Raw genomic sequence first — 12,162 nt, 5'->3', positions numbered from 1 at the left:
CAGCCTGGATGGTCCTTCGGGGAGCGTCGTGATCATCACGGTGGCGGTGTTGGCCGCCGCCGTGGCGGCTGCTGACGCGACCCGACGTCATTTCGCCGCCACCCACGATCTGCGGAGCCGCTCGCGGGGATCGGCCGAGCGCTTGCTCGCGCGAGCGGGCGGCGCGGGCTTCTCCTGGATGGTGTTCGCGTTCGTTGCGGCGGCGACGCTCCAGCTTCTCGTCCTGCTCGTGGCCGGAGACTTCTCGGTCCACTACGTGTGGCAACACAGCGCCAGTTACCAGGGGGTGCTGCAGCGGATGAGCGGCCTCCTGGCCGGGTCGGAGGGCTCGTTCCTGGTGTGGTCACTGTTCGCAGCTGGCGTCGCCGTGTGGACGGGACGCCGGGTTCGGTCCAGCGTCGCTGCCGACCGGGCCGATGCGACGTTCGTGCACGCGGTCGTGAGCTTGATCGTGCTGCTCCTGGTCGTCGTGACTGCAGCCAGCGGCCCATTCCGCTCCTTCTCGGCGGCGTTTCCGACGCTCCCGGTGGGGAGCGTCCCCGGTGAGGGCAGAGGTCTGAACCCGGTGCTCACCAACCCGTGGATGCCACCGCACACCCTGCTCACGTTCGCCGCGTACGCTCTCTTGGGACTCGGCTTCGCCATCGCGCTCCGTCGGCTCGCCAATGCGGCGGCCGGCAGAGCGCCGCGAGACTCCGGGCTGCAGCTGTGGTCGGCACGGGTGGGCAGGCTGGCCTGGCTCCTCCTGTCGGGTGCGCTCCTGACGGGGATCGTGTGGGCATACGAGGAGATGACCTTCGGCTGGTTCTGGTCGTGGGATCCGGTGGAGACGGCCACCCTGGTCGTATGGCTGCTCCTGACCGCCGCGCTCCATGCGGACCGCAGTGAGGACGGCGGCCGTCGGCAGCTCGTCACCGCGCCGCTCGTCGGCGCCCTTCCCTGGGTCGGGGTGGTGTTCGCGTCGTTCGTCACGCGATCCGGGCTGCATCCCAGCGTTCACGCCTTCGCGGGCGGGTCGGCCGGTCGTATGCTGGGCCTCCTCCTCGTCGTGGTGCTTGGGGTGACGGCCATCCTGGCGGTCAGGGCGTGGCGTGCGACCGCCGTCGAACCGACCCGGCAGCCGTGGCTGTCGTGGGCGTGGTGGCTGCTGCTCGCCGGTTCGGGTGTGATCGTGTGGGGCCTCGTGTATCCGATGCTGGCCACCGGCGCGATGGGGCGCTCCGTGGAGTTGGACACCGGCTTCTTCGTACTGTGGGGCTATGTGCTCGCGGTCGGTCTCCTCTTCGTGATGGGGTTCGGGATGCAGGCCGCTCAGGGACGACGACGCGAGGCGATGCCGATGCTCGCCCTGTTCATGGTGGCGACCGCGGTGGCGGCCGCGGTGAAGCCGGTGCCGGGAATGGAGCTGCTCTCGGCGGAGGGGCGGGCGGGGTCAGGCGCCTTCGAGTCGTTCTTCGGGGGCGCGAGCGCGCTCATGCTGTTCCCTCCTGCCGCCTACGCCCTCGTTGCCGCCGTCGAACGCTGGTGGTGGCTCCGGCGACGGGAATCCACGGCCGATGCCAGGCTCCGCCACCTGGGGAGTGCGGCCATGCACTTGGGTGTCGTCGCCGTCATCGTCGGGGCGGCGCTGGCGACGATCTTCTCCACGAGCGTCACGGTCGCCGTGGATCCGATGACCGGCGTTGGGGCGAGCGGAGGCGTCACCGTCCGCGTGCTCGGCGTCGAGAGCTCCGAGCACTACGACGGCATGGGTAGGCTCGCCGAGGTGCGGGAGTCGGCGACACTTGAGGTCTGGCGAGGTGGACGCCTGGAGACGACCGGCGAGGCGAGCGTGTCCACCTATCCGGAGAGGGCCATGGGCCGTCATGCTCAGGTCATGGTGAGCCGCGGGCTGGCCGCCGACGTGCAGGTCGTGTACCACGGGTCCGGCGACATGGGGCCTCAGGGGGTCCCCGTCACGGTCCGCCACATCCCGGCGGTGAGCCTGTTGTTCGGAGGAATGCTGCTGTTCGTCGGCGGGATGGGGATGATGATGGCCGGGTCCAGGGGCGGAGTCTCCCGCTCCGCGGATCGGCGCCTCGGTGACCCGGTGTCTGCTCACGGGGGAGGGCGCGGCTCGTGAAGCGTCTCGTCGTTCCCGAGTCGGTTGCGCTCCGCAGTTCCCCGGTGGGCGCCGATGCCCTTACGGACACCCGGCCCGCTCTTCGTCTGGAAAGGGTGTCGCTCGCCTACGGTGACGTGCTCGCTCTCGATGAGATCTCGATCGACTTTCCCGCGGGCTCGGCGACGGCGATCGTCGGAGCCAACGGGGCGGGTAAGTCGTCGTTGATCGCGGTCGCTGCAGGGATGAACCGCCCGCTCTCCGGCACCGTCACGGTGGAAGGACACGCGGTGACGCGGGGGAACGGCTCCAACGGTCTTCTCGGCGTGTTGACCCACCGCTCCATGCTGTACGACGGGCTGACCGGCAGGGAGAACCTCGCGCTGCACGCCCGCCTACGGGGCCTTCCGGCGTGGCGGGTCGCAGCCGTGATCGAGGAGACTCGCCTCGACGGCGTGGCCGACCGGCGTGTCGGCGGGTTGTCGCACGGGACACGCAAGCGTCTCTCGCTGGCGAGGGTCCTGCTGCACAACCCCTCGGTCCTGCTGCTCGACGAGCCGTTCTCGGGGCTCGATGCCGGGGCCCAGGAGGAACTCGCCCGGATGTTCGTCGAGGTGCGTGGGCGCAAGACGCTCTTGTTCGCCACACACGAGGCGGAACGCGTGCGGGTGCTCGCCGATCGGGTCGTCAGGCTCGAGGAGGGCAGAGTGGTCTCGGAGACGGCCCACGTTGCGGCATCCCGGGTCGAGCAGGTGGCCCCGAACGGGCGCGCCGAGGCTGCGGTTCGGATACCCGGCCACTCCTCGGGCGTACTCGACACGGCTGCGGCGGTGCTGCGCAAGGACCTGACCGTCGAGGCGCGCACCCGCTCGATGTCGTCGGCGGTACTGGTCCTGGCCGGGCTGCTCGCAACGGTCCTCGCCATGGCGTTTGAGCCACTCGCCGGCAGCCCTCGGGCGGTGAGCGGGATGCTGTGGGTGCTGATCGTGTTCACCGCGCTGCACGCACTCGCACGAGGCTTCGACGAGGACTTCCGTGACGATGCCCTCCGGGGGCTGTTGCTGAGCGGGGCCGATCCCATGGGGATGTACCTGGGCCGTGTCGCCAGCACCGCAGCCCTGCTGCTCGGTGTGGCACTCGTCGCCGCAGTGGGGCTCGCGGTGTTCTTCGCTGCGCCGACGCTGCTCGCGGTGCTGCCCGGACTCGCCGTGATCATGGCCCTCGCCGCCGTGGGGCTCGCCGCGGTCGGCTCGGTCCTTAGCGTGCTCTCGCACCACTCGAGGCTCGGGGAGACCTTCTTGCCGCTGCTGTTCCTACCGCTCGCCGTGCCGGTCCTGCTCGCCGGAGTGGAGGCGGTCGCGACCCTCCTCGAGTCCGGGGAGCTGGACGTCGGCTGGCTGCGGGTGCTCGCCCTCTACGCCGTCGGGATGGTCGCCGCAGGCATGATGGTGTTCGAATTCGCGGCCGAGGAGTGAGCGGTGTCGTGGCGTAGAGCCGGTCTCGCGGGCCTGGCGGTGCTGATCGGTACGACTGTGCTCATCGCGCTGCGGGCGCCCACCGAGTTCTACGGCGTCGACCATCCCATCAACCTCCTGTTCTACTTCCATGTCGGCGTCGCCTGGGTGGGCTTCGCCGGGTTGGCGGTGGCGACCGTGGCCAGCATCGGCTACCTGCGGCGCGGGGTGGCGCGACACAGCTGGATCGCTCAGGGCGCCATCGTCGTGTCCTTCGTATTCCTCACGTTCACGCTGGCCACCGGGATGGTGTGGGGCCGCTTCATCTGGAATTCGTGGTGGGAGTGGAGCGATATCCGGCTCGTCACCGCCCTGGTCGTGTGGTTCATCTACGCGGGGTATCTGCTCTACCACCGAGGGGTTCACGACCCCGCCGGGTACCGGCGGGGTGCGGTCTTCTGTGTGCTGGCATTCGTCTCGGTGCCGATCACCGTGGCATCGACCCGGCTATGGCAGAGCCCATTCCACGGCACGACGATTGCCACGGAGAGTGTCGCCATCCACCTCCCGGCATTCATCCTGACCCCGGTCGGTATGTCGCTGGTCTACTACTACCTCGTGTCGCTGCGGTGGCGGCTCGAGGGCGCCGAACGCGAGGCGGCGGCGCCGCGAAGGGGCACGCCATGACCGTGCTCGAGTTCTGCGCGGCGGCGATCTTCGCTGCGGTCTGGTTGGTTCCCGCCCTCATGGCCTTTCGTTGGGAGCGCCGGCTGCGGTCGATCCGCGCCGGGGGCGATTCGGGGACGGAGTGAGTAGGCGGGGACGCCTGATCCTGGCGGGCACGGTCACCGTGGTAGCGATGACCCTGGTGCTCATCGGAACCTTCCAGGCCTCGACGCCGTTCGTCGCTCCCGCAGACCTCACCGCCGACCACGAGGGACGCAGGGTCCAGGTCGAGGGCATCGTCCAGCGTCTCGAGGTCGGGACCGATCATCTCACGTTCGAGCTGACCGACGGCACCGGGGCAACCGCACTCGTTCGGTACGCCTATGTCGGTCGGCGCCCCCTGACCCTCGAGGAGGGGCGTCTGGTCGTGGCCAAGGGCGTGTATCGCGACGGTGTCGTCGAGAGCGATCAGGTGTCGGTGCGGGCGCACGATGAGGGCGGGTGATCGAGAAGGGGGCTCGGTGAGGGTCGGATCGCAAGCAGCATCGAGGAGAGAGGAAGGAACACGCATGAGGGCACGCACGGTGGCGATCGTCGCCGGCCTGGTCGGGGGCATCGGGTGGATGGGGAAGATCGCGGTGATGGCCGCCCAGGGCGGCCCCGACGAGGACAGCCTGGTGGAGGCGCTTGCGTTCTTTGCCGGGCTGGGAGGCGTCGTGATCGCCGCTGCAGCGTTCGGCGCCTACATCGGGCGCCGGGATTCGGTCGGCCGTCGGGTCGTCTATGCGGTGGGAGCGGTCGTCGCCGTCGCCGTGATCGTCGGCCTGGGTCAGGCCGGGCTGTCCGCGCTTCCCGGGGACAGCTGGGTACGGGAAGAGGCGGTCTTCGGAATCGCGGGCCTCGTCGCCTTCGTCGCCGCGATCGTCCTCATGCGTTCCCGGCCTGAGACGGAGGGCCCTCCCCCAGAGATGTGAGCGCGCCGGCGCGGGTGGATCAGGAGCGGAAGCGCTCGAACGGCTCGAGATCGATGCCAGCGTCGCCGAGCCTCCGTTCCAGGGTGTCGCGGAGCTGGCTCAGATCGGCTTCGGTCGGATCGGCCTAGGCATCGGTTTCGAGCCGCGCGGCGACGTCACCGAGGCGTATGGCGCCGGGCTCGAAACGCCACCCGCGCGTCCCGGAGCAGACCTGTCCGCGAGGTGTCCGCGAGAGTCCGTCAGATAGCGCGAACCGTCGCGAGTCCCCGTCAGGCGTGAACCGTTGCCGCGTAAGGGATTCCGCCGGGTTCCGTTGCGGCGCTTAGAGGCCCGTTCTTCCCTGACACGGAAGAGGTCACTGGTTCAATCCCAGAAGCGCCCACCATCTCCCCACGGCAGCCCCGTCCCTACTCGGACGGCTCAGCCGTACCTACCGAGGAACTCGAGGGTTCGCTCGATGGGCCGAGCCGAGGATTCGGGCTCGTACTCGGGGAGGCTGGAGCCATCCTCCCACAATTCGTGGCGCGGGCAGTACAGCCCGACCGGGGTGGGGGTGTCTACACTCCGTGAGCCTGACGGGGAGCGGTGTGATCACACGATTCGAACGGGGTCGCCTTGGCTGACTCCCGACCCGTTCCCGATCCAGTCCTCTGGGCCCCCGACATGGGGGCCCTTTTTTCTGGCCATCTGCGGCTGCTGGCATGCCCGCCGGGATGGCACAGATGACGACGCTTCACCTCCCGGGCCTCATCGACGTGCACACCCACATGCGCGATCCGGGCGAGACCCACAAGGAGGACTGGGCCTCGGGCACCGCCGCCGCCCTCGCCGGGGGGTTCACCGCCGTCCTCGCCATGCCCAACACCCGGCCACCGGTGATCGACCGGGGGTCTCTCGACGGTGCGCTCGACGCCGCCGGGAAGCGCGCCCGATGTGACTACGGCCAGTTCGTCGGGGCCGGAGAGACCAATGCGATGGCGGTGGCGGCGCTCGCCCCCGAAGCGGCCGGTCTCAAGATGTACCTCGATTCGACCTACGGTGGGCTGCGCCTCGATGGGCCCGGGTCGTGGCGGCGACATCTCGAGTCCTGGCCCGTCGACTGTCCGATCGCCCTTCACGCCGAGGGGGACACCCTCGACGCCGTCCTCACTATGGCGACCGAACTGGAGCGACCGGTGCACGTGTGCCACCTGTCCACCGAGCAGGAGATGTTCAGCGTTCTCGAGGCGCGACATCGCGGCGTCCCGGTGACCTGCGAGGTCGCCCCCCATCACCTCTTCCTCGACCAGGATGAGATGAGTCTTCTCGCCGGACGAGCCTCGGTGCGCCCGCCACTGGCGTCGCCATCCGATCGGGAGGCGTTGTGGCGACACCTCGACGACATCGATTGCTTCGCCACCGACCACGCCCCGCACACCATCGCCGAGAAGTCGACGGACTCCCCACCGCCGGGGTTCCCCGGTCTCGAGACGGCCCTGCCGCTGCTCATCGGGGCCGTCCACGATGGCCTGCTCACCATCGACGACGTCGTGGCACGGCTCCACGACGGCCCCCGGCGGATCTTCGGGCTCGACGAGCAGGACGCCGTGGTCGAGGTGGATCCCGAGGCGTCATGGGTGGTCGAGGGGATGGCCCAGCAGACCAGGGCGGGGTGGACCCCGTTCGAGGGCAGGACGATGCGGGGGAGAGTGGTCCGGGTCGTGGTCAGAGGGGTGGAGGTCTATCGGGACGGCGAGGTCCTCGCCGCCCCCGGATCGGGACGGAATCTACGGACGAAGGAGCAGTGATGGATCGAGAGACCATGGCACGCGCGTACCTCCCCTTCGGAGACAAGCATGACGCGCCTTTCTACGGGCGCGACATCGTGTCCGTGAAGCAGTTCGACGTCGAGGACCTCGACTACATCTTCGATGTCGCCCACGAGATGCAGGCGATGGTGGCCCGGGTGGGGACCTTCGACCTTCTGAAGGGAAAGCTGCTGGCCAACCTGTTCTACGAGCCGTCCACCCGAACCTCGTCGTCGTTCACTGCCGCCATGGAGCGGCTCGGCGGGAGCGTCATCCCGATCAACGAAGTCCGGTATTCCTCGGTGTCGAAGGGCGAGTCCCTGCCCGACACGATTCGTACCCTCGAGCGCTATGCCGATGTGATTGTGCTTCGCCATCCGGATGTCGGGGCGTCGGCAGAGGCGGCGACATACGCCTCGAAACCGATCATCAACGCCGGTGACGGGGTGGGGGAGCATCCCACCCAGGCGTTGCTCGACCTCTTCACGATCCTCGAGGAGCTCGGCGACGTGGACGGGTTGACGGTGACGATGGTCGGTGACCTCAGATACGGGCGCACGGTGCACTCCCTGTCCCGGCTCCTGTCGAAGTTCGACGTGAGACTCGAGCTGGTGTCTCCCGAGATCCTCAGCATGCCCGAGGAGATCCTCGAGGAACTGACCGAGGCCGGAACCCTGTTCGCGGTGCATGACTCGCTCGACACGGTGATATCCGCCACCGACGTGCTGTACGTGACCCGGGTCCAAAAGGAGCGGTTCGAGGATGAGAGCGCTTACGACGCCGTCAAGGACGCGTTCGTCGTGACCCCAGCCACACTGGAGGCTGCAAAGGAGCGGATGATCGTGATGCATCCGCTCCCGAGGGTGAACGAGATCACCATGGAGGTCGACGCCGATCCGAGGGCGGCCTACTTCCGGCAGATGGAGTACGGCATGTACGTGCGGATGGCGTTGCTGGCGATGGTGTTGGGCAAGGCGTGACCGGGTTCTTCGAGCTGCTCGAGGAGCGGTCGGCCTCAGCCGACTCGCTCCTGTGCGTCGGCATCGACCCGCGAGCCCGTGATGCGGCGGAGGCGAAGAAGGTGTCCCTCGATCTGATCGCGGCCACCGCCCCGGCCGCGGCGGCGTTCAAGGTGAACTCCGCATTCTTCGAGGCGCACGGCCCGTCGGGGCTCGAGGCACTCATCGAGGTGGTCGAGGCCGTCCCCGAGGAGATCCCGGTCATCCTCGATGCCAAGCGGGGTGACATCGCCTCGACCGCCGCCGCCTACGCCGAGGCTTGCTTCGGCGTGATCGGGGCCGGGGCGGTCACCATCAACCCGTATCTCGGTCGCGATGCCGTCGACCCGTTCCTCGCCCATCCTGGCCGGGGGGTCTGGGTGCTGTGCCGCACCTCGAATCCGAGCGGAGCAGAGATCCAGGACGACATTCTGGACAGCGGCGAGATGGTGTACGAGCGCGTCGCCCGCCTCGTCGCCGGGTGGGCGGGGCCCGACCGCCTCGGACTCGTCGTGGGCGCCACCCAGCCCGGGGCGCTCGCTCGCACCAGGGCGATCGTCCCGGGGCACTGGATCCTCGCGCCCGGGGTCGGCCCCCAGGGTGGTGACGCCGATGCCATCGGGGTGGCGCTCCGTTCCGATCGGCGAGGAGTCCTCGTACCGTCGTCCCGGCTGGTGGGTAGCGCATCCAACCCGGCGAGCATGGCGGCAGACCTCCGTGACGCACTGAGGAGGGTCGAGCCGAGAGAGCCGGTGCTGCGTCCCCGCGGCATGGCGGTCGACCTGCACGAGTCCGGCTGCGTGCGCTTCGGCGAGTTCACGCTTCGTTCCGGCGCCGTCTCGCCGATCTATGTGGATCTCAGGCGACTGTCGGGCAGGCCGGGACTGCTACGCCAGGTGGCGGCTCTCTACGGATCGGTGCTCGGGCGACTCGCCTACGACCACGTCGGAGCCGTGCCATACGGGGCCCTGCCGCTGGCGACCGCGGTGGCGCTGGAACGGTCCAGGTCGCTGGTGTGGCCCCGCCGGGAGTCGAAGGAGCACGGCACCGGGGTCCGTGTCGAGGGGGAGTGGCGCGCCGGTGACAGGGTGGTCCTGGTCGACGATGTCGTCACCAGCGGCATCAGCGCCACCGAGGCGGCGAACCTGCTGCGTGAGGCGGGGCTGGTCGTCGAGCATCTGGTGGTGCTCATCGAACGCGAGGAACAGGCGAGGTCGGCGCTCGCCGAACAGGGGATCACGCTGCACGCCATCGCAACGCTCGGTTCGCTCGTCGACGATCTCGGTGCGGCGGGCGCGATCGGAGAGGACGAGCGCCGGGCCGTCGTCGCCTTCCTGGCCGGTCGGTGATGTACCGGGCTATACGGTCCCTCGGGTTCCTTCTGGATCCGGAGCGTGCCCACCGTCTGGCGCTTCGGGGAGTGCGCCTCGGCCGGGCGCTGCCACGGCGGCGGCGCTTCGAGGTGGTACCGGTCGAGGTGTACGGCCTGAGATTCCGTAATCCGATCGGCCTCGCCGCGGGGTATGACAAGGATGGGTCGGCATGGCGGGCGCTGGCTGCGCTCGGCTTTGGCCACGTGGAGATCGGCACGGTGACGCCCCGGCCCCAGCCCGGAAATCCCCGGCCCCGGGTGCATCGGCTCCCCGATCGGAGGGCTCTCGTCAACCGCATGGGCTTCCCCAGCGCCGGCGCCGACTCCGTGGCGGCGCGGCTGGCAGGCAAGAGGCCGGACGGACTGGTCATCGGTGTCTCGATCGGGCCCAACGCCGACACCGCCGCCGACGGGCGGACTGGCGATTACCTGTTCCTGATCGATCGGTTCGCCGCCATCGCCGACTACCTCGCGATCAACGTCTCCTCGCCGAACACGCCGGGGCTGCGCGATCTCGAGAGCGCGCTGCCTGGCTTCTTGGATCCGCTGGTGGCTCGCCGCCAGGAGTGGGCTGAGCGTCTCGGTCGCCCGGTTCCCTTGCTGTTGAAGCTCTCGCCTGACCTCGACGACCTGGAGGGGGCGGTGCACGCGGCGGAGTCGGCGGGAGTCGACGGTCTCGTCATCGGCAACACCACCACCCAGCGTCCGGGGATCGAGGAGGACCCGCCCGGCGGATTGAGTGGAGCCCCGTTGGGGCCGATCGCGTTGGACCGGCTACGCCGAGCCGTTGCTTGCAGCCGGATTCCCGTGGTGGCGTCCGGGGGGATCATGACCCCCGAAGACGTACGCCGACGGCTCGAGGCGGGAGCCACCCTCGTCCAGTTGTACACCGGGCTCGTCTACGCCGGGCCAAAGCTATTGAGGAGCAGTCTCGACGCGCTCCGCTAGGACCGTCGCCCGATGTCCGTGGCTCGGTCCACCCCAGGCGGTGATAGTCCGGTCGGGCGCGCCGACCCCTGTGCGCCTCCCCGGGCACTCCCCTCAGGGCAACTCCGAACCCAGCACCTGCTCCCGATCCTCGGCGAGGGCTTGCTCCAAGCGTTCCCTCACCCCGGGGTGACTCAGCGCCAGGATTCGTGCCGCAAGGTATGCCGCGTTCTTGCCACCTGGTGATCCGATCCCCAGCGTTGCCACCGGAACTCCTGGAGGCATCTGCACCGTGGACAACAACGCGTCGATGCCCTGCAGTGGCCCCGACGCCATCGGCACGCCCAGCACCGGCAGCGTGGTGTGGGCGGCGGCTACACCGGCGAGGTGGGCGGCCATGCCGGCTGCGGCGATCACGATCTCGATCCCACGACCCTCGAGGCCGTCGAGGTAGTCGACCAGCTCGCCGGGGGTGCGATGCGCCGACAGCACCCTGGCCTCGTGGCCGATCCCGAGCCGACGCAGGGTTTCCCGGCATCCCTCGATCTGGTCGGCGTCCGAGGCCGAGCCGACGATCACGGCGACGCGCACGGGTTCAGCCATGTAGGGCCACTCCGATGTCGCTGCGGTGGGTCATGCCGGCCCACTGTACGCGGGAGACGCCTTCGTAGGCCGCGACCCGCGCCGCCTCCTTTGACTCGGCTCGCGCCACGACCGCGCCCACCCTCCCTCCATCGGTGAGCAGCGTCCCATTGTCGAGCCGGGTCCCGGCGTGGATGAACCAGCGGTCTTCCGACTCCAGACCCGGGGAGAGGGTGATGGGGTCGCCCCGACGCGGGGCGCCCGGGTAACCGTCGGCGGCGAGCACCACCGCGCAGGTGTGGCGCCGATCGAACTCGAACGTCGGCGGGTTGGCACGCAGCCCCGCCACCCAGGCACACACCTCGGTGAACACCCCATCGGGGAGGCGGGGGAGCACCACCTGTGCCTCGGGGTCGCCGAGCCGAACGTTGAACTCGAGGAGATATGGGCTCTCCTCGGTCAGCATCATGCCGCTGAACAAGAACCCTTTGAAGGGCGTTCCGTCCGCAGTGAGCCGTTCCAGCGCGGGAAGGACGAACTGGTCGCGGACCGGTACGTCGATCCTGGTGTCGACGTCGGGATTGGGACTCACCGCCCCCATGCCTCCGGTGTTGGGACCCTCGCCGCCGTCGAGCAACCGCTTGTGGTCCAGCGCGTCCGGCAAGGTGATCGCCTCGTTGCCCCGGCAGGCGTGAAACCACGATGCCTCGATGCCGGCGAGGCGTCGCTCCATCACCACCGTAGCGCCGGCCTGGCCGAGGCTCCCGGCGAGGAGATCCCGCGTGACCTGGGCGCTCTCGTCGAACGTGTCGGGGAGGAACACGCCCTTGCCTGCGGCGAGGCCGTCCGCCTTGATGACGGGGGGTGACTCAAAGGCGGCGAGCGCTGCCGCGATTCCGGTCGGTGAGGTGACGATTCGGTGATCGGGGGAGGGGATGCCGGCCGCTTGGGCCAGCATCCGGGTGAACGCCTTGGACCCCTCGAGGCGTGCCGCTGCCGCACTCGGCCCGCAACACGGGATGCCCGCTTCTGCGAGGGCGTCGGCGAGCCCCGCCACCAACGGCGCCTCAGGACCCGGGATCACGAGATCGACACGCGCCCTCCGGGCCAGCGCGACCAGGCCGGCGACGTCGTCGGCTCGGACATCGACGTTCTCCCCGAATTGCGCCGTCCCCGGATTGCCGGGGGCGGTGAAGATCTCGACCTCCGGTGTTGTCGTCAGGGCACGGCACATGGCGTGCTCCCGTCCTCCCGAGCCGACCACCAGGACTTTCACGGCCATCCACCTCCCGTCACCCGCT

The 12,162-nt window shown here is 69.4% G+C and carries 12 protein-coding genes; 10 read left to right on the top strand and 2 right to left on the bottom strand.

From position 1 onward, the window contains the following. The first annotated feature begins 28 nt into the window (after positions 1–28). The 10 genes from ccsA (WEA29_03650) to WEA29_03605 all read left to right on the top strand — a co-directional run bounded on the left by ccsA (WEA29_03650) (position 29) and on the right by WEA29_03605 (position 10,300). Positions 29–2,122 carry a cytochrome c biogenesis protein CcsA gene (ccsA, locus tag WEA29_03650; protein MEX2322848.1) on the top strand — a complete coding sequence of 698 codons (2,094 nt, stop codon included), beginning with the start codon at positions 29–31 and terminating at the stop codon, positions 2,120–2,122. Continuing rightward, positions 2,119–3,576 (top strand): ATP-binding cassette domain-containing protein, encoded by a 1,458-nt coding sequence (locus WEA29_03645; protein MEX2322847.1) that lies wholly within the window; start codon positions 2,119–2,121, stop codon positions 3,574–3,576. The genes ccsA (WEA29_03650) and WEA29_03645 overlap by 4 nt, the downstream gene beginning before the upstream one ends. A gap of 3 nt (positions 3,577–3,579) precedes the next feature. Then, complete coding sequence (ccsA, locus tag WEA29_03640; protein ID MEX2322846.1) at positions 3,580–4,242, top strand: cytochrome c biogenesis protein CcsA; 663 nt, start codon at positions 3,580–3,582, stop codon at positions 4,240–4,242. Beyond that, positions 4,239–4,367 carry a hypothetical protein gene (locus tag WEA29_03635; protein MEX2322845.1) on the top strand — a complete coding sequence of 43 codons (129 nt, stop codon included), beginning with the start codon at positions 4,239–4,241 and terminating at the stop codon, positions 4,365–4,367. The genes ccsA (WEA29_03640) and WEA29_03635 overlap by 4 nt, the downstream gene beginning before the upstream one ends. After that, positions 4,364–4,726, top strand: a complete 363-nt coding sequence (locus WEA29_03630; protein ID MEX2322844.1) for a cytochrome c maturation protein CcmE — start codon at positions 4,364–4,366, stop codon at positions 4,724–4,726. Before WEA29_03635 ends, WEA29_03630 begins: the two co-directional genes overlap by 4 nt. 64 nt (positions 4,727–4,790) lie before the next feature. Continuing rightward, positions 4,791–5,195: a hypothetical protein gene (locus tag WEA29_03625; GenBank protein MEX2322843.1), complete on the top strand. Its 405-nt coding sequence runs from the start codon at positions 4,791–4,793 to the stop codon at positions 5,193–5,195. Positions 5,196–5,917: 722 nt separating this feature from the next. Further along, positions 5,918–6,982, top strand: a complete 1,065-nt coding sequence (locus tag WEA29_03620; protein ID MEX2322842.1) for an amidohydrolase family protein — start codon at positions 5,918–5,920, stop codon at positions 6,980–6,982. Continuing rightward, positions 6,982–7,962 (top strand): aspartate carbamoyltransferase, encoded by a 981-nt coding sequence (gene pyrB, locus WEA29_03615; GenBank protein ID MEX2322841.1) that lies wholly within the window; start codon positions 6,982–6,984, stop codon positions 7,960–7,962. The genes WEA29_03620 and pyrB overlap by 1 nt, the downstream gene beginning before the upstream one ends. Then, on the top strand, positions 7,959–9,329 hold the full coding sequence (pyrF, locus tag WEA29_03610) for an orotidine-5'-phosphate decarboxylase (protein MEX2322840.1): 1,371 nt from the start codon (positions 7,959–7,961) through the stop codon (positions 9,327–9,329). Before pyrB ends, pyrF begins: the two co-directional genes overlap by 4 nt. Further along, the gene (locus tag WEA29_03605; protein ID MEX2322839.1) at positions 9,329–10,300 is read left to right on the top strand and encodes a quinone-dependent dihydroorotate dehydrogenase; all 972 of its coding nucleotides are present in this window, start codon (positions 9,329–9,331) and stop codon (positions 10,298–10,300) included. Before pyrF ends, WEA29_03605 begins: the two co-directional genes overlap by 1 nt. 93 nt (positions 10,301–10,393) lie before the next feature. On the opposite strand, the gene purE is transcribed toward WEA29_03605, so the two are convergent. Beyond that, on the bottom strand, positions 10,394–10,882 hold the full coding sequence (purE, locus tag WEA29_03600) for a 5-(carboxyamino)imidazole ribonucleotide mutase (protein ID MEX2322838.1): 489 nt from the start codon (positions 10,880–10,882) through the stop codon (positions 10,394–10,396). Beyond that, positions 10,875–12,143, bottom strand: coding sequence for a phosphoribosylamine--glycine ligase (gene purD, locus WEA29_03595; protein MEX2322837.1), 1,269 nt, complete (start codon positions 12,141–12,143; stop codon positions 10,875–10,877). The genes purE and purD overlap by 8 nt, the downstream gene beginning before the upstream one ends. Positions 12,144–12,162 lie beyond the last annotated feature (19 nt).

The organism is Acidimicrobiia bacterium (assembly GCA_040902765.1).
Classification (GTDB): domain Bacteria; phylum Actinomycetota; class Acidimicrobiia; order Spongiisociales; family UBA11373; genus DATKBG01.
Note: the sequence above shows the minus strand (reverse complement) of the source record. Positions and strands in the feature narration are given on the sequence as shown.

Bases quoted from the DNA above. Each gene is read 5' to 3' on its own strand.
- WEA29_03635 (MEX2322845.1), top strand. From the start codon at position 4,239: ATGACCGTGCTCGAGTTCTGCGCGGCGGCGATCTTCGCTGCGGTCTGG.
- WEA29_03625 (MEX2322843.1), top strand. From the start codon at position 4,791: ATGAGGGCACGCACGGTGGCGATCGTCGCCGGCCTGGTCGGGGGCATC.
- WEA29_03620 (MEX2322842.1), top strand. From the start codon at position 5,918: ATGACGACGCTTCACCTCCCGGGCCTCATCGACGTGCACACCCACATG.
- pyrB (MEX2322841.1), top strand. From the start codon at position 6,982: ATGGATCGAGAGACCATGGCACGCGCGTACCTCCCCTTCGGAGACAAG.
- WEA29_03605 (MEX2322839.1), top strand. From the start codon at position 9,329: ATGTACCGGGCTATACGGTCCCTCGGGTTCCTTCTGGATCCGGAGCGT.
- purE (MEX2322838.1), bottom strand. From the start codon at position 10,882: ATGGCTGAACCCGTGCGCGTCGCCGTGATCGTCGGCTCGGCCTCGGAC.
- purD (MEX2322837.1), bottom strand. From the start codon at position 12,143: ATGGCCGTGAAAGTCCTGGTGGTCGGCTCGGGAGGACGGGAGCACGCC.